16 protein-coding genes and 1 tRNA gene are annotated in these 19,728 nt (G+C 68.2%); 3 read left to right on the top strand and 14 right to left on the bottom strand.

Going from position 1 to position 19,728, the window contains the following annotated elements; genetic code table 11:
- Window positions 1–86: 86 nt before the first annotated feature.
- Both FIV50_RS03190 and FIV50_RS03185 read left to right on the top strand, forming a co-directional pair.
- Window positions 87–2,696 carry an excinuclease ABC subunit UvrA gene (locus FIV50_RS03190; protein ID WP_181164324.1) on the top strand — a complete coding sequence of 870 codons (2,610 nt, stop codon included), beginning with the start codon at window positions 87–89 and terminating at the stop codon, window positions 2,694–2,696.
- Between the two features lie 179 nt (window positions 2,697–2,875).
- The gene (locus tag FIV50_RS03185) at window positions 2,876–3,796 is read left to right on the top strand and encodes a formate/nitrite transporter family protein (RefSeq protein ID WP_140036158.1); all 921 of its coding nucleotides are present in this window, start codon (window positions 2,876–2,878) and stop codon (window positions 3,794–3,796) included.
- A 76-nt stretch (window positions 3,797–3,872) separates the two neighbouring features.
- Here FIV50_RS03185 and FIV50_RS03180 read toward each other — a convergent pair whose 3' ends face one another.
- The 5 genes from FIV50_RS03180 to nirB are packed head-to-tail and all read right to left on the bottom strand — an operon-like array spanning window position 3,873 to window position 9,835.
- The gene (locus FIV50_RS03180) at window positions 3,873–4,550 is read right to left on the bottom strand and encodes a sirohydrochlorin chelatase (RefSeq protein WP_140036157.1); all 678 of its coding nucleotides are present in this window, start codon (window positions 4,548–4,550) and stop codon (window positions 3,873–3,875) included.
- Complete coding sequence (locus FIV50_RS03175; RefSeq protein ID WP_140036156.1) at window positions 4,547–5,677, bottom strand: uroporphyrinogen-III synthase; 1,131 nt, start codon at window positions 5,675–5,677, stop codon at window positions 4,547–4,549. Before FIV50_RS03175 ends, FIV50_RS03180 begins: the two co-directional genes overlap by 4 nt.
- The gene (cobA, locus tag FIV50_RS03170; RefSeq protein ID WP_140036155.1) at window positions 5,674–6,909 is read right to left on the bottom strand and encodes a uroporphyrinogen-III C-methyltransferase; all 1,236 of its coding nucleotides are present in this window, start codon (window positions 6,907–6,909) and stop codon (window positions 5,674–5,676) included. Before cobA ends, FIV50_RS03175 begins: the two co-directional genes overlap by 4 nt.
- Window positions 6,906–7,259, bottom strand: a complete 354-nt coding sequence (gene nirD, locus FIV50_RS03165; protein ID WP_140036154.1) for a nitrite reductase small subunit NirD — start codon at window positions 7,257–7,259, stop codon at window positions 6,906–6,908. Before nirD ends, cobA begins: the two co-directional genes overlap by 4 nt.
- The gene (nirB, locus tag FIV50_RS03160; protein ID WP_258184390.1) at window positions 7,256–9,835 is read right to left on the bottom strand and encodes a nitrite reductase large subunit NirB; all 2,580 of its coding nucleotides are present in this window, start codon (window positions 9,833–9,835) and stop codon (window positions 7,256–7,258) included. Before nirB ends, nirD begins: the two co-directional genes overlap by 4 nt.
- A gap of 220 nt (window positions 9,836–10,055) precedes the next feature.
- Here nirB and FIV50_RS03155 point away from each other — a divergent pair, with 220 nt between their 5' ends.
- Entirely contained in the window at window positions 10,056–10,436 is a 381-nt protein-coding gene (locus tag FIV50_RS03155) for a hypothetical protein (RefSeq protein ID WP_140036152.1), read from the top strand.
- A 42-nt stretch (window positions 10,437–10,478) separates the two neighbouring features.
- Here the strand turns inward: FIV50_RS03155 and FIV50_RS03150 are convergent.
- The 9 genes from FIV50_RS03150 to FIV50_RS03110 form a co-directional block, all read right to left on the bottom strand.
- Window positions 10,479–10,567 (bottom strand) — tRNA-Ser (locus FIV50_RS03150).
- Window positions 10,568–10,760: 193 nt separating this feature from the next.
- Complete coding sequence (locus FIV50_RS03145; protein WP_140036151.1) at window positions 10,761–11,768, bottom strand: LacI family DNA-binding transcriptional regulator; 1,008 nt, start codon at window positions 11,766–11,768, stop codon at window positions 10,761–10,763.
- A gap of 43 nt (window positions 11,769–11,811) precedes the next feature.
- Window positions 11,812–12,489, bottom strand: coding sequence for a hypothetical protein (locus FIV50_RS03140; protein WP_140036150.1), 678 nt, complete (start codon window positions 12,487–12,489; stop codon window positions 11,812–11,814).
- A 2-nt stretch (window positions 12,490–12,491) separates the two neighbouring features.
- The gene (locus tag FIV50_RS03135) at window positions 12,492–13,385 is read right to left on the bottom strand and encodes a carbohydrate ABC transporter permease (protein ID WP_140036149.1); all 894 of its coding nucleotides are present in this window, start codon (window positions 13,383–13,385) and stop codon (window positions 12,492–12,494) included.
- Window positions 13,382–14,383, bottom strand: a complete 1,002-nt coding sequence (locus tag FIV50_RS03130) for a carbohydrate ABC transporter permease (RefSeq protein WP_140036148.1) — start codon at window positions 14,381–14,383, stop codon at window positions 13,382–13,384. Before FIV50_RS03130 ends, FIV50_RS03135 begins: the two co-directional genes overlap by 4 nt.
- Before the next feature lie 67 nt (window positions 14,384–14,450).
- On the bottom strand, window positions 14,451–15,746 hold the full coding sequence (locus tag FIV50_RS03125; RefSeq protein WP_140036147.1) for an ABC transporter substrate-binding protein: 1,296 nt from the start codon (window positions 15,744–15,746) through the stop codon (window positions 14,451–14,453).
- 163 nt (window positions 15,747–15,909) lie between these two features.
- Window positions 15,910–16,836 carry a hypothetical protein gene (locus FIV50_RS03120; protein ID WP_140036146.1) on the bottom strand — a complete coding sequence of 309 codons (927 nt, stop codon included), beginning with the start codon at window positions 16,834–16,836 and terminating at the stop codon, window positions 15,910–15,912.
- The gene (locus tag FIV50_RS03115; protein ID WP_140036145.1) at window positions 16,833–17,924 is read right to left on the bottom strand and encodes a Gfo/Idh/MocA family protein; all 1,092 of its coding nucleotides are present in this window, start codon (window positions 17,922–17,924) and stop codon (window positions 16,833–16,835) included. The genes FIV50_RS03120 and FIV50_RS03115 overlap by 4 nt, the downstream gene beginning before the upstream one ends.
- Window positions 17,925–17,952: 28 nt before the next feature.
- Entirely contained in the window at window positions 17,953–19,728 is a 1,776-nt protein-coding gene (locus tag FIV50_RS03110) for an ABC transporter ATP-binding protein (protein WP_140036144.1), read from the bottom strand.

Genomic DNA, 19,728 nt, shown 5'->3' with positions numbered 1-19,728 from the left:
GGTAGCGTGGCGCAGGGTCGGCGATCGTCGCAATCATCCCCATTGCGCGTTCATCCCCGCTGACCGCGAGATACGAGAAGAGGTCCATGATGGACGGGACCCCACGGTTGAAGCTTTCGGGCACGTCGAACGCCATCGTCGTGACCGGCGCACGTGTGCACAATCTGCGCGACGTCGACGTCGCGATACCCCGCGACGCGCTCGTCGCCTTCACGGGCGTCTCGGGCTCGGGAAAGAGCTCCCTCGCGTTCGGCACCCTCTACGCCGAAGCCCAGCGTCGGTACTTCGAGTCGGTGGCGCCCTATGCGAGGCGCCTGATGAGCCAGGTCGACATCCCCGACGTCGACGCCATCGAAGGACTGCCCCCTGCTGTCGCCCTCCCCCAGCAGCGCACCGCCGGCAGCGCTCGATCGACCGTCGGCAGCGCCACGTCGATCGGCAACGTCGTGCGCATGCTGTTCTCGCGCGTCGGCACATACCCGCCCGGGGCGGAACCGTTGTTCGCCGAGGACTTCTCCGCGAACACCGTCCAGGGCGCCTGCCCGCAGTGCCACGGGATCGGGCAGGTGTACGACGTGCCCGAGCACCTCATGGTCCCCGACGAGTCGTTGTCGATCCGCGACCGTGCCCTCGACGCCTGGCCGAGGGCGTGGCACGGCAAGCAGCTCATCGACAGCCTGGTCTCCCTCGGCTACGACATCGACATCCCGTGGCGCGATCTGCCCGAGGAGCAGCGCCAGTGGGTGCTGTACACCGAGGAGTCCCCGCAGGTTCCGGTGTTCACCGACCGCGGTCCGGCGCAGGTGCGCAAGGCCGTAGCCGCCGGCATCGAACCGTCGTACATGAGCACGTTCGTCGGCGTGAAGCAGTACGTGCTCAACACCTTCGCCCACTCGAAGAGCGCGAAGATGCGCGAGAAGGCGGCGAGCTTCATGGTCAGCGTCCGCTGCCCGATGTGCGACGGACGCCGGCTGAAGCCCGAAGCGCTCGCCGTGACGTTCGCCGGTCTCGACATCACGGAGATGGCCGCGCTGCCGCTGGCCGACCTCGAGGCTCTGCTCGAGACCGCCCTCGACACGTCCGACGGCGGGTCGGGCGGCGAATCCGACGGCGGGGCACTCTCGCCCGAGAAGCAACTCGCGGCGCACCGGCTGGTCGACGAGCTGCGCGATCGGCTCTCTCCCATCATCGAGCTCGGTCTGGGCTACCTCTCGCTCGATCGTTCGACCCCCACCCTCTCGTCGGGGGAGCTGCAACGCATGCGGCTCGCGACCCAGGTGCTCTCTCAGCTGTTCGGGGTCATGTTCGTGCTCGACGAGCCGTCTGCCGGACTCCATCCCGCCGATGGCGAAGCACTCGTGCGCATCCTCCGCTCGCTCAGGGACTCGGGCAACACGGTCTTCTTCGTCGAGCATTCCCTCGATGTGATCCGGCACGCGGACTGGATCGTCGACATCGGCCCCGGCGCGGGAGCCACCGGCGGCGAGATCGTCTACTCCGGTCCGATCGACGGGCTCCGAGAGGCGGAGCACTCCCAGACCCGGCGCTACCTGTTCGCCGATGATCTGCACACCGAACGGCCGGCGCCACCTGCACCCGCATCCCGCGAGCCCGACGGCGAGCTGGTGCTCACCGATGTCTCACGGAACAATCTCCGCAGCGTCTCGGTGTCGATCCCCCTCGGCTGCCTCACCGCTGTCACCGGCGTCTCCGGCTCGGGCAAATCGTCTCTCGTCACCCAGGCCCTGCCCGATCTGCTGCAGAGGAGCCTCTCCAGCGAGGTGGACAGCTCGACGCTCGACGCGTCGGGAGACGAGCAGGGCAGCACGACCGCAGATCCGCTGTTCTCCTCGCCGATGGCCGAGACGACCGGGCGCGTTTCCGGTCCCGCCGGCCGCGTGCGCCGCGTCGTGCAGGTCAGCCAGAAGCCGATCGGCCGCACCTCGCGCTCGAACGTGGCGACGTACACCGGGCTCTTCGACCGCGTCCGCGCTCTGTTCGCCGCGACTCCGGAAGCCCGCCGGCGGCGATATGCCGCGAGTCGGTTCTCGTTCAATCTGCCGAGCGGACGATGCCCCACCTGCAAGGGCGAGGGCACGGTCGAGGTGGAGCTGCTCTTCCTGCCCACCGTCCATGCGCCCTGCAGCACGTGCGGCGGCACCCGCTACAACCCGGACACCCTTGAGATTCAACTCCACGGGCACACGATCGCCGACGTACTCGCCCTGAGTGTGAACGACGCGCGGGTTCTCTTCGCCGACGATGCCGACGTCGCGCGACACCTCGATGCCCTCCTCGACGTGGGACTCGGGTATCTGCCGCTGGGCCAGTCGGCGACGGAGCTCTCCGGCGGCGAGGCGCAGCGCGTGAAGCTGGCCTCCGAGCTTCGGCGCGCCCAGCACGGCGACACTCTGTACCTGCTCGACGAGCCCACCTCGGGACTGCATCCGTCCGACAGCGATCGACTGCTCGTGCATCTTCAGCATCTGGTGGATGCCGGCAACACGGTCGTGATGGTCGAGCACGACATGCGCGTGGTGGCTCAAGCCGACTGGGTGATCGACATGGGTCCCGGCGCCGGAGACCTCGGCGGGACGGTCGTGGCCGAGGGGACTCCGCGTCACGTCGTCTCGGCGAGCGGAAGCACGACGGCGTCGTACCTCGCGGATGCCATCGCCGCACAGGACGCAGAATGAGCATCTGACCAGGAAATCCACTACGGAGCAGCTCGCCTGGGGCTGCACATCTCACACCGCCGGATCGATGAAGTGAGGCGTTCGCTCCACAGACGTAACGTCGCGTGTGCTCGCCGGAAACGCCGCTCGTCCATGCTCGATTCAGCTGAGCATCCGTGCTCCCGTCCCGTGGAGGTCATGTGTCATACATCAAGCCCGCCGAGCTCGCCACCCGCATGGTCGACGCCGGCGCATACAAACTGCAGCTGTCCACTCGCGACACCCTCATCCGCGCCTTCATGGGCGCCGCCCTGCTGACGATCGCCGCGGCCTTCGCCGTCACGGTCTCGACGCAGACCGGTCAGCCGCTCCTGGGCGCAGTGCTCTTCCCGGTCGGGTTCGTGATGCTCTATCTGCTCGGGTACGACCTGCTCACCGGAGTCTTCACTCTCGGGCCGCTCGCCGTGCTCGACCGCCGCCCCGGAGCGACGTTCGGGTCACTCATGCGCAATTGGGGCCTCGTCTTCCTCGGCAATTTCGGCGGCGCCTTCCTCGTGGCGATCCTGATGGCGATCTACTTCACCTACGGTTTCTCGACCGCGCCGAGCGCCGTCGGCGAGGCGATCAGCGAGATCGGACACGGTCGCACGGTCGGGTACGCCGACCATGGCGCAGCCGGGATGCTGACTCTGTTCATCCGTGGCGTGCTCTGCAACTGGATGGTGTCGACGGGCGTCGTGCTGGCGATGGTCTCGGACAGCACGATCGGCAAGATCGTCGCGATGTGGCTGCCGATCATGCTGTTCTTCTACATGGGCTTCGAGCACTCCATCGTCAACATGTTCCTGTTCCCGTCCGGCCTGCTGATGGGCGCCGACTTCACGGTGTGGGACTACATCGTCTGGAACGAGCTGCCCACCGTGGTCGGCAACCTCGTCGGGGGTCTCGTGTTCGTCGGGCTGCCGATCTACTTCACGCACGGACGCCCGAAGGCTCGGAAGGCCCGCGAAGCCCGCGCTGCTCTGCGCCGGGCGCGCTCCGTCGTGGCCGAAGCACCCGTCGACACCACCTCGGCGACCCGCAAGGAGGCCGGCTCGGAGCTCGAGCCCTCGCGCGTCTGACACCGAGGGGAAGAGGGCGGATGCTGCGGCATCCGCCCTCTTCCCCGTTCGCCGTGCCCGGCGCTTCGCACGCCCGTCAGGCGGAGCGGAATCGATCGATGATGACGTCCGCTATCCGCACGTCGGCACCGAGGGGCGCGGACACCCGGTCCGCGCCGGACTTCTCCACGAGTCCGGCGAAGTATCCGGGAGCCAGGACGTGGCTCGCCGCGATCACCCGTGTCGCCCCGTCTCGCCGTGCGGCGGCGACGGCCTCCCCGATCTTCGGATCGATCGCCGAGGCGTATCCGATCGTGATCGGGGCGGGGATGAGGCGAGCGAGGTGCTCCGACGCCGCAGTGACATCGGCGACGGCTGCCGGATTGCTCGAACCGGCGGCAGCGAGCACGACGTGGTCGCCAGGGAGCCACATGCCCTCGACGGCCGCACGCAGACGGGTGGCCAGCACCTCGGCGATCAGCGGGTGGGTGCCCAACGGCTCCCCCTGCCGGACGTTGTCGTGCGGCCGCACGGCGTCGGCGATGTCGACGGCCGTGTGGAAGCCGACCGACAGCAGCAGCGGCACCACGACGACGTCGTCGAGCACCCGCTCCTGCTCGATCACATCGAGCACCGTGGGCTCCTGCACGTCGACGAACGCCTGGACGACCCGAGAGTCCGGTATCCGCAGCCGCACGAGGTCGACGAGCGCCTCGACCGTGCGCCGGCCCGCCGGTGAGTCCGTGCCGTGAGAGCAAGCGACGAGTGTGGTCATTCGGTGTCCTCCATGGTGAGCCGATACCCGCGCTTCACGACCGTCTGGATGGCGGTCGCTCCACCGAGCGCCTCACGGAGCCGCGCGACCGCCATCTCGACGGCGTGCGCGTTCTCGCCGCCCCGCGGCAACACGAGCCCGAGCTCTTCCCTCGAGACCACCCGGCCCGCAGCATCGAAGAGTTCGCTGAGGATGCTGGAGCCGGCACGCGAGAGCGGCACGAAGCGCCCATCGAGCAGCACGCCGCGGCTGCGCATCTCCATGATGCCCGCAGCCGTTCGCCGCTGCGGGGCTGCTCCGGAGGCGTAGTGGTCGACGACGCAGCGAACCAGCGAACCGAGCCTTCCGCGCGTGGCGAGAGTGGTGTGCAGCCCAGCACTGCGCAATGGTGTCGCCGTGATGGGGCCGACGGCTGCGAGCAGCAGACGTCGTGTCTCCGCGCGTCGGCGGATCGCGTCGAGCGTGTCAGCGCGGATCGCGGCCCTGACCCACTCGGCTGCACCCGGCGCGGAGGTGAAGAGCACGGCGTCGACCTCGCCGGAGCCGGCCTGCACCACGGAGCGGTGCACGATCTGCGGGTCGGGCGGCGGCCCCCAGCGGTAGACCGTGATGCTCACGACATCGGCGCCGAGGTCGGCGAGCAACGCGTCGAGTCCGTCGGCACCCGCACCGTGGTGCTGGATCGCGATGCGACGCCCGGCGACGCCTTCAGCCGTGAGGTACTCCCCCACCTCCGCCGAGGTCTCGGACTCCGCAACCCAGTCGGCTGCGAACCCCGCCTGCTGGATCGCGCCGTGCGCCTTCGGCCCCCGAGCGACGAACTGGGCATCTGTGAGCGCGGTCGACAACTCTTCTGCCAGATCGTTCTCGTGCGCTGCGTCGATCCAGCCGCGGAACCCGACACCCGTCGTCACGATCACGATGTCCGGCGGATCCGCGATCAGATCCCGGGTGCAGGCGAGCAGATCCTCATCGTCTTCGTTCGGGATGATGCTCAACGCCGGCGCACGGTAGACCTGCCCCCCGCGGCGTTCGAGCGCGGTGACGAGGTCGCCCGCGCGCCTGTCTGCGGCCACGACGATCGTGCATCCGGCCAGAGCCGGCGAGAGGGGGGCACGGGTCGTCACGCCAGAGCAGCCCCGATGGTCGACGGCGAGGGCAGCAGCAGGCGCTCGCTCGCGACCTCTCCGATCACGATCACGGCGGGATTGCGCAGCCCGACGGCGAGGGCGTCCTCGACGGCACGTCCCAGGGTCGTGCGCGTCGTGCGCTGCTGCGGCGTGTGCCCGCTCTCCACGAATGCGACCGGACGGTCCTTCGGAACGCCGTGCGCGATCGCGGATTCCACCAGACGTCCGAGAGCTGCGACGCCCATCAGGACGACCGTCGTCACCGTCGCATCAGCCATGGCCTCCAAGGTACCCGGCCCGAGCCCGCCCTGCCCGTTCACGACGTGGAAGGCGGCTGCCGTGCCGCGATGCGTGACCGGGATGCCGGCCGACTGCGGCACCGCGATCGCGCTCGTGATCCCCGGGGTGACGTCGACCGGGACACCTGCAGCGAGGCACGCGAGCATCTCCTCGCCCCCGCGCCCGAAGACGAACGGGTCGCCGCCCTTGAGACGCACCACCCGCAAACCGGCAGCGGCGCGCTCGACGATGATCCGGTTGATTTCCTCCTGCGGGACCGGGTGGCGCCCCGGCTGCTTGCCCACGTCGATCACCTCGACATCGGGGTCGAGTCCCTGCACGATCTCGGCTGCCGGTCCGAGTCGATCGGTGACGAGCACATCCGCCTCCGCGATCAGTCTCCGCGCGCGCACGGTCATCAGATCCGCGGGACCAGGACCGCCACCGACCAGGTCGACCCGGCCGCTGTGCGCGCCCCGCCGGCGCCGGAGCGGAAGTCGGCCGTCACCGACCAGAGCGATGATCGCATCGCGCACGGCCATGGAGCGGCGAGGATCCGCGCCGACGGTGCTGGTGACCGCGACCGTGACGTCGCCGACTTCCGCCTGGGCAGTCAACCGGGCCGATCCGTGTGCGCCGTCCGAGGCGTTGATGCAGAGGACCCGCTGCAGCTCGCACTGCTCGCCGACCGCGCGATCCACGTGGACGTCGCCGGTCGCGGTGTGCACCAGCCACGCGCCCGCGAGGTCCGCCGCGCGGAACTCCCGACCCTGCCAGGCGACTCCGTGACTCTCGACGAGCCGCACAGTGTCCTCGTGCAGCGCCGGTGCGACGATCCGCACACTCGCGCCCTCGGCGAGGAAGCGACGGAGCCGCTTCGCGGCCACCGCACCTCCGCCCACGAGCAGCACGTCGCGTCCGGTCAGATTGACACCCAGCATCACGGTCATCGCATCTCCTCGATGTCGAGCTCGACGTGACCGTCGACGACGGTCACGCTCCACACCCGCAGCGAAGCGGGTTCCCTGCCCTGCGTCTCGAGGCATTCGCCCGTGCGCAGATCGAACACCTGCTTGTGCATCGGCGACGCGAGGGTCGCCGCCTCGCCCCGGCTGCCGACGATGCCGCGCGACATGACGTGCGCACCGCTGTACGGGTCGAGATTCGACACGGCGTGCACCGAGGCGTCCGCCAGCAGGAAGAGTGCGACCTGGACCGTCCCGAAGAGCGCAGCCCTGCCGCGCTCGATCTCCAGATCACTGACGGCGCACACTCGAACCCGACTGCCGGTGGTGGTCACCGCCGCACCTCCAGCGTCGTGCCCGCGATCAACACCGAACCGTCGCTGCGCTCCTCCGCCGTGGCCGGGCGCACCTGGCCTCGTTCCGGCACGTAGGCGAGGGAGGGGTCGGGGGTGTCCGTCGCGTTCACGAACGACTCGAACCGCCGGAGCTTCACCGGGTCCCGCAGGGTCGCGGCCCATTCGTCCTCGTACCGATCGACGTGCACGGCCATCGCCGTGTCGAGGTCATCGCAGATGCCGAGGTCGTCGTCGAAGATCACCGACCGCAGTCCGTCCAGCCCGCCGTCGAGCTCTGCGCACCACCCGGCCGTGCGCTGCAGACGATCCGCCGTGCGGATGTAGTACATGAAGAAGCGGTCGATCGCGCGGATCAGCCCTTCGTCGTCGAGACCAGAAGCGAGAAGCTCGGCGTGCCTCGGCGAGAACCCGCCGTTGCCGCCGACGTACATGTTCCAGCCCGTCTCGGTCGCGATCACTCCGACGTCCTTCGAACGAGCCTCCGCGCATTCCCGTGCGCACCCGGAGACGCCCACTTTGAGCTTGTGCGGCGCTCGCAGCCCGCGGTAGCGCAGCTCCAGCCGCACCGCCATCCCCACCGCGTCCAGCACTCCGTACCGACACCAGGTCGAGCCGACGCATGACTTCACCGTTCGCAGCGCCTTGCCGTACGCCTGTCCCGACTCGAAGCCGGCGTCGACCAGTCGCTGCCAGATCTGCGGCAACTGCTCGAGACGGGCACCGAACATGTCGATGCGCTGTCCGCCCGTGATCTTCGTGTAGAGGCCGTACGACTCGGCGATGTTGCCGATCGCGATGAGACCCGCCGGCGTGACCTCACCACCCGGCATCCTCGGCACCACCGAATAGGTGCCGTCCTTCTGCATGTTGGCCATCACGTGATCGTTGGTGTCCTGCAGCGAAGCGTTCTCACCGTCGAGGACATGCGCTCCGACCAGCACGGCGAGGATGCTGGCCAGCGCAGGCTTGCAGATGTCGCAGCCACGCCCGGTGCCGAAGCGCCCGATGATCGCACTGAAAGTCGAGAGCTCCGACACCCGCACAGCGTCGAAGAGCTGCCGGCGTGACATCGTGAAGTGCTCGCACAACGCATCGGAGGTCGTCTGCCCGAGCTTGGTCATCTCCTGCCCGACGATCTTCTTCACGGCGAAGATGCACGATCCGCACGTGGCGCCCGCCTTGGTACATGCCTTCACGGCTGCGGCATCCGCGCAGCCCTCCGCGTGGACGGCGCCGCGGATACGCCCGGCGGTCACGTTCGAGCAGGAACAGACGACCGCGTCGTCTGGGAGTTCGTTGTCGGGGAGGGCGGCACCGGCCTCGGGCAGCAGATAGGCGGCGGGGTCGGCACCCAGCGGTGCGCCCACCAGCGGACGCAGCGACCCGTAGGCCGAGGCGTCGCCGACGAGGATGCCACCGAGCAGCGTCTTCGCGTCGTCGGAGAGGACGAGCTTCTTGTAGACGCCGCTCACCGGGTCGGTGTAGACCACGTCGAGCGCATTCGGGGTGACGGCCATCGCGTCGCCGAAACTCGCGACGTCGACACCCGAGAGCTTGAGCTTGGCCGATTCGTCGTACCCGGGGAACGTCGCATCGCCCCCGAGCAGTCGGGTCGCCGCCACCTCTGCCATCGCGTACCCCGGGGCGACGAGGCCGACCGAGCGCCCGTCGTAGTTGGCGACCTCACCGATCGCGAGGATGTGCTCATCGGCGGTGCGGCACCGGGAATCGATCAGCACACCGCCGGACGGATGCACGTCGAGCTGAGCGAGCCTCGCGAGCGAATCCTGCGGACGAACGCCGACCGTGAAGATCACGATGTCTGTGTCGTGCATGGTGCCGTCCTGGAACTGCAGTGTCGCGACCGCCCCGGATGCATCCGGGTCCAGGCGTGTCGTCCGCGTCCCGGTTCGGACCGAGATCCCCTTCGATTCGATGAGGCGCCGGAGCACCGTTCCGCCCGCCAGGTCGAGCTGCGCGGACATGAGCCGGTCGGAGGACTGCACGACGGTGCACCCGACGTCGAGTCCCTGCAGCGCCCCGGCTGCTTCGAGTCCGAGCAGACCGCCGCCGATGACCGTGCCGCGAAGCGGGCGCCCGAGCTGCACCTCTCGGTGTGCGACGAAATCACGGATCGCCGCGAGGTCGTCGATCGTCCGATACACGAAGCACCCGGGGAGTTTCGCCCCGTCGATCGCCGGGCGCAGTGCATACGAACCCGTCGCGAGCACGAGCGTGCCGTACGCATGGATCGCGCCTGACCGCGTGCGCACCGACCGCGCGCTGCGATCGATGCTGATGACCCGGTCGTCTCGGATGAAGCGCACTCGGTCGTCGGCGAGGACGCCGGCGTCGAGCTCGAGGTCTTCGGCGCTGGCACCCGCGAAGTATGAGGACAGCCCGACGCGGTCGTAGGGCGCTCGTGCTTCCTCGCCGATCAGGGTGACGGAGCGCGTATCGCCCTCGGACCGGAGCAGACTCTCGACGAAACGATGCGCGACCATGCCTGCACCGACCACCACGACATCTGCCGATGTGCTGCTTCGAGCGATCACGAGCCCTCCTCTGTCCGTAGTCCGAACGTAGGGAACCGGTGTTTCGCGGAGAGACGAGTCGCTGTTACGCCGAGCGAACGTTCTGCTCACTTTCGGATAACGCCGATGTGAGACCGTCAGCGCCGCTGAGGCATCGGGCACCGCGGTCATCGTCGTCGATCAGATCGGCTACCGCCGGCAGAAGGCAAGAATCGACATCACGTTCGCTAGCCTCGTCGCCATGCCACAGATGGACGATGAGACGACGACGACGCTCAACGACTCGGCGTGCTCGTGGGTCGACACGGTGGCGGAGCAGGCCAACGCGAGCATGATCTCCGCAGATCCGACGGCTCTGGCGACAGCCGGCGATCACCTCCGCGAGGGCATCTCTCTGCCCGACGGCGACCTGAAGAACGCCATCGCAGCCGCCGGAGATGACGCGCCCGAACGTAAGACGCCGACCGTCATCCTCCCCGAGGACCTCAACTCGTTCAATGAGCATCTCGACAGCATCTCGTCGATCTGCGTCGATCTCGGTCAGAACGAGGTCTCGACCCGCGTGAAGTATCCCGATTCGCAGAGCACTGTCGAAGTTCTCGACGGCTCGTACGGCGGATAGACACAGACCCGAGAAACCGATTCTCATCGGGTGTTGATACTGCGGAGACGAGGGGATTTGAACCCCTGGTCCCCGTGAGGGGACTCCACCTTAGCAGGGTGGTGCACTCGGCCGGACTATGCGACGTCTCCAGGCATCCGCTCCGTGAAGATCGGATGCACCTTGCAAGCATAACGGGTTCAGCGGGTAGTCACGAATCGCCGTACCGATCGTTGAGCGAGGCCCGCGAAGCGGCCCGAGGCGAAACGGGGCAGGCTCCGCTGAAGGGGTCGCGACGTTTCGTCTCAGTCGACTTCGTCGTCTCGCTCAACGACCGGGGTCGCCTCAGACCGAGCCCGAGCTCGACTCCCGCACGATGAGTTCGGGCTGGAACCGCACGCGACGGTCGTGTTCGACGCCGTCGAGCTCCTTCAGCAGCAGGTCGACGCCGGTCCAGCCGAGCAGCCTGGCCGGCTGGCGCACCGAGCTCAGCGGCACGACGGTGGCGGAGGCGAAGTCGATGTCGTCGTATCCGACCATCGCGATGTCCTCGGGCACGCGGATGCCGGAGCCGAAGCTGAACGCCTGCAGCAGTCCGACGGCGAGCAGGTCGTTGGCGGCGAAGACGGCATCCGGGCGCGAATCCGCAGGCCGCGCCGCGATCGCCTCGCCTGCTGCCCTCCCCTGCAGAACCGTGAGCGCCGATTGCTCGAACACCTCGAGCGTCGCATCGGGGTGCGCCGCGACGGCGAGCCGCACTCCGCGAAGACGATCGGCGACCTGCTGCACCGACTGCGGACCCCCGACGAAGGCCAGGCGACGGCGCCCCGAAGACAGCAGATGGTCTGCGGCCAGACGCCCGCCCTCGACGTCATCGACCGAGACCGAGGGCAGCACGCCCTCCTCCACCTCGCGGTCGACGAGGACCACCGGCATCCCCCCGGCGGCGAAGCGGTGCACGGCGGTGAGATCGTCCGTGGCCGGCGTGAGCAGCACCCCGTTGACCCGCTGCTCCTGGAAGAGCTCGAGATGCGCCAGCTGGCGCTCGTCTCGTTCGTCGCTGTTGCCCAGAAGCACGGTCATGCCGGCATCCGCGGCTCGGTCTTCCGCTCCCCTGACCACCTCGGCGAAGAACGGGTTGCCGATGTCTGGCACCACGAGTCCGATGCTGCGGCTGCGACCGGCGCGCAGCTGCCTGGCCGCGTCGTTGCGCACGAAACCGAGCTCCTGGATCACCCGCTGCACGCGCTCGACCGTCTTGGCCGATACGCGCTCCGGCTGATTGAGGACGTTCGAGACGGTGCCGACCGAGACGCCGGCCGCAGCCGCGACGTCCTTCACTCCTACCGCCATGGCCTGCCTCCGTCTGTCCGCGCGTGCGCCAACGACTACCTTCTCATTCCGCGCTGTGCACTCCGCGCCTGCGACGCGCGGGCACGGCGACGACGGCGAGCGCCGCACAGCCGATCCCCGCGATGAACAGCGGCGCGAGCGCCCAGGTCACGACCCCGGTGAAGATGGCCGCGGCGGCGATGTATCCGGCTCCTGCGGCATCCGCTCGGATGGCCGCAGGCACCGTACGCACGGCCACCTTCCACCCGAGCGACGGCGACCACGCGCCTGCGGTGTAGAGGATCGCGACGGAGAGAACGAGCAGCCCCGCCCAGCCGACGATCGCGATGACCTCACCGCCGGGCAGTGCTCCCGACCCGGCGAGTGCGACGTCAAGCGCGAGCACGCCCGCGATCAGCACGGCCGGAACGCCCACGATGAGCGACGGCAGGATGCCGGCACGCACGTCGTCCCAGAACAGACCAGCCCGCGAGTCCTCCGCGGCGACGAATCGGCGCAGATGGCGGATGCCGGCGGCGAGCGCGATCGGCAGGGTGACGACGCCGAGGGCCACGACGGTCATCATCAGACCGATCGTGAGCACCTCGCCGAACAGACCGAACTTCGCAGTCGCTCCGGGGTTGGCCCCCGGTTCGATGCCGGCGACCGTGGGGCCCGCGCCAGAACGCGCCTCACGCTTGGCCGCCCGGTGCTCCCGACGTTCTGCGCTGATGACCGACATGGCTAGCCCTTCAATCCCTGCGTGGCCACGCCGTCGACGAGGAAGCGCTGGAAGACCACGAAGAACAGCAGCACGGGCACGAGAGCCACGAACGAGGCCGTGACCGTCGCGCCGTAGTCCGACGACGACGTCTGGTCGTTGTAGAGACGCAGCGCGATCGGCAGCGGATAGTTCTCGGGGCTCGTCAGGTAGAGCAGCGGCCCGAGGAAGTCGTTCCACGCCCAGATGAACGAGAAGATCGCGCAGGTGATCAGCGCAGGCTTGATCAGCGGCAGGATGATCGCCCAGAAGATGCGGAAGTGACCTGCACCGTCGATGCGTGCCGCCTCGTCCATGTCACGCGGCATCTGGCGGATGAACTGCACGAGCAGGAAGACGAAGAACGCCTCGGTGGCCAGGAACTTCGGCAGGATCAGCGGGATGAAGGTGTCGACCCATCCGAGCTGGTTGAAGATGATGTACTGCGGGATGATCACGACGTGGAACGGCAGCAGCAGCGTGCCGATCATCGCGGCGAACAGCACCGCGAGGCCCTTGAACTGCACCCGGGCGAACGCGTAGGCGGCGAGAGCCGACGAGAGCACGGTGCCGACCACGGCGGATGCCGCGAGGATCAGCGAGTTCAGGAAGAAGCGCCACATCGGCACTCCGGCGATGCCCTCCATGACTTTGCCGTAGTTGTCGATCGTCGGCGCCTGCGGGAACAGGCCGGGGTTCTGACCGAACTCGGAGTTCGGCTTGAACGTCGACAGGAACAGCCACAGCAGCGGGTAGAGCACCACCAGGGTGAGCACGAAGAGGCCGATGAACCAGATGACGGTCTGCCACGTCTTGCGCTTCACGCGCCGGCGGGGCGAAGGGGCGGATGCCGTGACGACGGCTTCTGTGACACTCATTTGTCGTCTCCCGAGTAGTGCACCCACGACCGCTGGGTGCGGAACAGGATGAAGGCGATGATCGCGACGACGATCAGCAGGACCCATGCGATCGCTGCCGCATAGCCCATCTGTCCGTCGGAGAACCCGCGCTTGTACAGGTACACGGTGATGAAGTTCGTCATGCCGGCGGGTCCGCCGGTGCCGTTGGAGATGATGTAGGCCGAGGCGAACACCTGGAAGGCGCCGATGAGGCCGAGCAGCAGGTTGAAGAACATCACCGGAGAGAGCATCGGGATGGTGACGGCGCGGAAGCGACGGTAGGCGTTCGCCCCGTCCATCTCGGCCGCCTCATACAGCTCCTTGGGGATCTGCTTGAGACCGGCGAGGAAGATCACCATCGTGGCCCCGAACTGCCATACGGCGAGCAGGATCATCATCGGGAGGATGAGGCTCGGGTTTCCGATCCATCCGCCGAGATCGACGCCGAAGATCTGCAGGCCGCTGTCGACCGGGCCGTCGGACGAGAACATCGCCCGCCATACGATCGCGACCGACACCGATCCGCCGATGAGCGACGGGGCGTAGAACGCCGAGCGGAAGAAGCCGGCGCCCTTGTCGCGGTAGTTGAGGAGCATCGCGACGCCGAGCGCCGCGGCCAGCGTGATCGGTGTTCCGATGAACACGTAGACGAGCGTGATCTGCGCCGACTGGATGAAGTTCGGATCGCTCGTGAACAGGCGGATGTAGTTGTCGAACCCGATCCACTTGGGCGGCTGGAAGATGTTGTACTTCGTGAAGGAGAGGTACAGGGAGTAGATCATCGGCACAGCGGTCAGGCCGAAGAAGCCGATGAGCCAGGGGGTGAGGAACGCATACCCGGTCGCGGTCTCGCGGCGCAGACGTGCGCGCTGACCGGGCCGTGCCAGTTCCTTCTCGGGGCGTCGGCCGCTGCGCAGCGTTCGCCCTCGTCCGGACTTCTCGTCCGTGACGATCGTCCTCGTCGCCGTCGTGCTCATGACAGCTCCTTCCGAAGTGGGTGGGGTGCGGTGGGCCGGGCGGTAATCACCCGGCCCACCGACGGAATCACTGGTTGAGGACGACGTCCATCTCGGCGAAGAATTGCTCCACGGCGTCATCGACGGTCGTGGTGCCGAAGTTCAGTTCGGTGCCCAGCACGCGGAACTTCTCTTCGAGGGTGCCGTAGCCGACGATCGGCACGGGAGGTGCGTCGCCGAGGCGGTCGGCGATGGACTCCTCGTAGTCCTTGACCTGCTGGCTCAGCGGGTCGAGCTCCGCAGCTTCGAGAGCGGTCTCGGAGGCGGGCAGGCCGCGGTTGGTGCCGAAGATCTCGCCGGACTCGGGCGAGTTGACCAGGAAGTTGACGAGCGTCGCCGCAGCCTCGGGGTGCTCGGTCTTGGCCGAGATCGTGTGCAGCATCGACGGCTTCAGGTAGAGGTCCTTCGCGCCCTCCTCCGTCACGGGCGGGGCCACGAGGCCGAGCTCGGTGTAGCTCTCGCCGAGGTTGGCGAGGTAGCCCGCACCGAAGTTGTCCCACGTGAGCTCACTGGCGGTCTTCGCGGAGTCGAACGCACCGAGGGGGTTCAGCTCCTCGACGACCTGCTGGGGCACGCCCGCTCCGTCGCGGAGGTCCGCTCCGGACTCCCAGAACTCCTTGAGCCGCTCCTCGTCGAATCCGGGGGTGCCGTCCTCGTCGAAGAGGTTCTTGCCCTCGCTGCGCAGCTGCAGCTCGAGGTTCTGGATACGGCCCGAGAAGTCGGATCCGCCCCAGAACGCGCCGCCGCTCGCATCGGTGACCTCGGAGACCCAGTCGGAGTAGTCGGCCCAGTCGCCGCCGGCGAACTCCTCGACGCCTGCCGTCTCGAGCAGCGCCGGGTTCGTGAAGAGGCCCCACGCGTTGGTGGAGGTCGCGATGCCGTAGGTCGTGTCGTCGACCACGCCGATGCTGAGGATGTTCTCGGGCAGCGGGTCGGTCTCGATGACGGATCCGAGGTAGGGCTCGAGGTCGAGCAGCAGGCCGTTCTCGGAGTACTGGCGCAGGTACGAGTAGTCGAACTGCATGACATCGGGGAGTCCGCCACCGGCGGCCTCGGTCTGACGCTTCTCCCAGAACTCCGGGAACCCGAGGAACGTCGCGTTCACGGTGATGTTCGGGTACTCCTCGTTGAACGCCTCGATCGCCTGGTTGTAGAGATCGGCGCGGACGTCGTTGCCCCAGAACGCGAGGTCGAGGGTGACCTCCTCGTCGGGGTCGTAGGTGGGCTCGCCCTCGGGGCTGCCGCCGCCGGCGCAGCCGGCGAGTACCAGCGCTGCGCTGGTGGCGACGGCCGCTGCGGCCGCCAGACGCTTCTTGCTGAACATCGTTGTCCTCTCTGGTGAACGTCCTCGTTCGGCAATGCCGCGGAACGCCTGTGTCCATGTGGTGCGGGGGGCGATCTCCGAAGTGCGGGGAAAACGCTTACCTGCACGCTAATCCAGATTGAAACGTTTCGCAACCGTCAATTCGCGGCGGGGATTACATCGATTACCGCGGGATCTTCCAGTCTTTCACGCCGAGGTTCCCGGCCTCGACCTCGAGACCCAACCGATACACCGCCGCTCGCCTCTGCTCCCCCGTGGCCGCGTGCACCGGGGCCGCATCCGCCGCACCGAAGAAGTAGAACCACAGGTCGTCGCCGTCGCGCACGTGCGCTCCGTGATTGCCATGGCCCCCTGCCCGCAGATCCGCGAGGATCACGGCATCGCCGTCACCCTGACGCCCCCAGTCGATGCCGTCGTGGGAGCGATAGACGCCCATCCCCCGCCACTCGTCGACGATCAGCCACCAGAACCCGCCGAACTCGAACGCCGTCGGCCCCTCGTGCGGCCTCCCGCCGATCGCCACGCCGTCGAGACTCCAGACATCGAGATCACGCGATGAGGCGACCATGGTGACCGAGTCCGCCGCCTCGTCCTTGTACCAGAGACGCCACAGCCCGTCGGGTGTGCGCGCCACGGCCGCATCGATCACGCGATCGCTGCTCAGCGCGAGCGGGCCGCGCCTCGCCCAGTGGCGGAGATCGTCCGAGACGTACTCGACGATCGAGCGGACGAACCCGGGCCAGCGGTCGGGGATGCCGTCGATCTCGGTGAGATACATACGCCACCGCTCGCCGTCCCACACGACCTCGGGCGCCCAGTGGGTGCGATCGACCTCAGCGGGCGGTGGGCCGGGCTCGAGGACGAGATCGGATGCCGCAGGTTCGAGCGTTCCGTCATAGCGCCAGTGCACTCCGTCGTGAGACGTCGCGACGCCGATCCGGCTTCCGTGGATCCATGACACCCCCGGCCCCGCGTCCGCGAGGCTCGCGCGACGCTGCGTGTAGAACATCCACCACAGTCCGTCGGCGTCGATCACGACCCTCGGGTCGGTCGCGCCGTCGTAGACGGGGTCGCGGTAGAGCTCTCTCATCGGCGCAGATCGGTGACCGGGCTCGCGAATCCGGCGCGGTGGGTTGGGTGCGCAGCCAGGATCTCCGGAGTGATCACGGCGCCGTCACCCGCGGCCGAGGCGTAGATCCCCGCCACGATCTCGAGCGAACGGGCCGGAGCATCCGCGGTCGCCGGAAGCGGCCCTCCGTCGAGCAGAGCGTCGAACACATCACGCAGCAGCGGCTCGTGATCACTGCGCTCCTCGACATCCGGGAAGCCCCATCCCTCGGCCTCCGATTCGAAGCCCGGCGCCGGCGTGACCCGCCAGTTCTCGTGGCCGTGCCCGTAGACGTGATCGACCGTGATCGTGGCCTTCTGCGTGTCGATGCGGATCGAGCTCGCCTCTCGGGGCGACACCGCACTAGTGATGAGCTGAGCGACCACGCCCTGCTCGAAGACGATCGTGGCGGTCGAGACGTCCTCGGTCTCGGTCTCGCGGTCGAGACGCCAGAGCCTGCCCTGCACCGACGACCAGTCGCCCAGCAGGTGCGCGAGCAGGTCGATCTGATGGATGCCGTGCCCGAGCGTCGTGCCACCGCCCTCGGTCTGCCACTTGCCGCGCCACGGCACGGCGAAGTAGTCGGCGTCGCGGAACCAGAGCGTCTGGCACACGGCCACCAGCGGGCGTCCGAGCGCACCGCTCTGCAGCAGCGAGCGCACGTGCGCCGCGGCGGTTCCGGTGCGCTGCTGGAAGACGACCGCGAGCTGTCTGCCCGCAGCCTCGGCGCCGGCCCGCATGTCGTCGAGCTCATCGAGCGACGGCGCCGGCGGTTTCTCGACGATCACGTGTGCGCCTGCGGCGAAGGCGGCGAGAGACTGCGACCGGTGCGGCCCCGGCGGCGTGCAGATGAGCACGACGTCAGGATGCTCGGCTGCGAGCATCTCGTCGAGGTCGCCGTAGGCGGCGGCGATGCCATACCTCTCGGCGAACTCCTGGGCCTTCTCCGGGCTGAGATCGGCGACCGCGACGAGCTCTGCGCGCGGGTACGCGGCGACGGAGCGCGCGTGCGCGTTCGCCACGGCTCCGGTGCCCACCAGGGCAGCGCGAAGTGTCTTGACAGAAGTCATCGGTCCTCCTCAGGACGGTGAGTCGGGGTCATCTCATGCCGTTCTGCACCAGGTGCAACCGAGCGTATCGCCCGTCTGCGGCGAGCAGATCGTCGTGCGACCCCTGCTCGACGATGCGCCCGCGCTCGAGCACGACGATGCGATCGGCCTGCCTGATCGTCGACAGACGGTGCGCGACGACGAGAGTGGTGCGCCCCCGCATCAGCCGCTCGAGCGCCTCTTTCACGAGGCTCTCCGATTCGGGGTCGAGTGCGCTGGTCGCCTCGTCGAGCAGCAGGATCCGCGGGTCGCGGACGAGCGCACGGGCGATGGCGAGGCGCTGACGCTGACCACCCGAGAGGCGTGCGCCTCGCTCGCCGACGACGGTGTGCCACCCCTGCGGCTGCTCGCTCACGAACTCCCACGCGTTGGCGTCTCGCAGAGCCTGTTCGACACGTGCGGGCGTGACATCGGGCATGCCGTAGGCGATGTTGTCGAAGACCGAGCCCTCGAACAGCACGGACTCCTGCGGCACGACCGAGATCGACCGACGCACGGTGCGCAGGTCGAGCTCCTGCATGTCGGCTCCGTCGAGCACGATGCGGCCGCTCGTGGGTCTGACGAACCCCAGCACGAGGTTCAGGAGCGTCGATTTGCCCGACCCCGACGAACCGACGAACGCGACGGTCTCGCCGGGCGCGATGCGCAGATCGATCTCGAACAGGGCGTCCTCGTCGGCATCCGAGTAGCGATGCGTCGCCGAGTCGAGCACGATCTCACCGGCGACCGCCGAGACGACGCGCTTGCCGGAGTTCTGCTCGACATCGGGCTCCTGCAGCACCTCGGCGATCGAGCGCACCGACTCGAGCCCGCGGGCGCCGACCGGGATGAGCATCAGCAGCTGGGTGAGACCGCCGGTCAACAGGGTGAAGTAGCTCGAGAGCATCACGACCTCGCCGGGCGTGATCGGCAGGAAGCCGGTGAGGGCACACACGGCGGCGAGCATGAGGCAGGCGACACCGAGCAGCTGCATCGCCACCCACGAGATCGACGCGACCCGCCCGTTGAGCAGGTCGAGGTCGAGGCCGGCCCTGCGCACCCCGTCTGCACCGCCCGCGACACGGCTGATCGCCGTCTCTTCGAGTCCGTGAGCGCGAGTCACCGGAATCAGCGACGCCATCTCGCCGACGCGGGCCGACAGCGTCTCGATCTCGCGTCGGAAGACCTCGTTGCGGCGCTGCGAGCGATTGCGCATCCCGTAGCGGATGCCGATGGCGATGGGCACGGCGAGGGCGTAGACGGGCAGGAACTGCGGCACGGTGATCGCCGTCATCCCGAGCGCTCCGAGCATCACCATGGTCGACGACAGCAGCGGATGCGTGACCTGCTGCAGCATCAGCTCGACGTTCTCGACGTCGCGCACGACCTTCGTCTGCACGATCGACGAGCTCATCCGCGTGTGGTAGCCGATCGAGAGACTCTGCAGCCGGGCGGTGAGGGCGTTGCGCAGGTCGGCGCCGAGATCGCGCACCACGGTCATGAAGTTGCGCGTGTAGATGATGTGGTTGGGATAGTTCTGCAGCAGAAGCACCGCGGCGAGCGCGAACCACCACAGCACCTCGGTCACATCGCCGTCGCTCGCCACCACGTCGATGATCGCCGCGGTGATCACCGGCAGGAACCAGAGCGGGATCTCCTTGATCGCGAAGGCGGTGATCGCGAAGGTCAACCGCCAGGGGCGGCGGGCGACCAGGCGCAGCACAGAGCGCGTCGGATGCCGACCGTCGATGAGCGCGGCCGGATGGGAAAGCGCTTTCTGTGCCAT

The organism is Microbacterium foliorum (assembly GCF_006385575.1).
GTDB classification, from domain to species: Bacteria; Actinomycetota; Actinomycetes; order Actinomycetales; family Microbacteriaceae; genus Microbacterium; species Microbacterium foliorum_B.
The sequence above is the reverse complement of the archived record's forward strand: the minus strand, read 5'-3'. Positions and strand labels throughout refer to the sequence as shown.

Excerpts from the sequence above, each read along its gene's own strand:
- FIV50_RS03130 (WP_140036148.1), bottom strand. The coding sequence starts at position 14,383 with ATGAGCACGACGGCGACGAGGACGATCGTCACGGACGAGAAGTCCGGA.
- cobA (WP_140036155.1), bottom strand. The coding sequence starts at position 6,909 with ATGACCGTGATGCTGGGTGTCAATCTGACCGGACGCGACGTGCTGCTC.
- FIV50_RS03125 (WP_140036147.1), bottom strand. The coding sequence starts at position 15,746 with ATGTTCAGCAAGAAGCGTCTGGCGGCCGCAGCGGCCGTCGCCACCAGC.
- FIV50_RS03135 (WP_140036149.1), bottom strand. The coding sequence starts at position 13,385 with ATGAGTGTCACAGAAGCCGTCGTCACGGCATCCGCCCCTTCGCCCCGC.
- FIV50_RS03110 (WP_140036144.1), bottom strand. The coding sequence starts at position 19,728 with ATGGCACAGAAAGCGCTTTCCCATCCGGCCGCGCTCATCGACGGTCGG.
- FIV50_RS03120 (WP_140036146.1), bottom strand. The coding sequence starts at position 16,836 with ATGAGAGAGCTCTACCGCGACCCCGTCTACGACGGCGCGACCGACCCG.
- FIV50_RS03140 (WP_140036150.1), bottom strand. The coding sequence starts at position 12,489 with ATGTCGGTCATCAGCGCAGAACGTCGGGAGCACCGGGCGGCCAAGCGT.
- FIV50_RS03155 (WP_140036152.1), top strand. The coding sequence starts at position 10,056 with ATGCCACAGATGGACGATGAGACGACGACGACGCTCAACGACTCGGCG.
- FIV50_RS03145 (WP_140036151.1), bottom strand. The coding sequence starts at position 11,768 with ATGGCGGTAGGAGTGAAGGACGTCGCGGCTGCGGCCGGCGTCTCGGTC.
- FIV50_RS03180 (WP_140036157.1), bottom strand. The coding sequence starts at position 4,550 with ATGACCACACTCGTCGCTTGCTCTCACGGCACGGACTCACCGGCGGGC.
- FIV50_RS03115 (WP_140036145.1), bottom strand. The coding sequence starts at position 17,924 with ATGACTTCTGTCAAGACACTTCGCGCTGCCCTGGTGGGCACCGGAGCC.
- FIV50_RS03190 (WP_181164324.1), top strand. The coding sequence starts at position 87 with ATGATGGACGGGACCCCACGGTTGAAGCTTTCGGGCACGTCGAACGCC.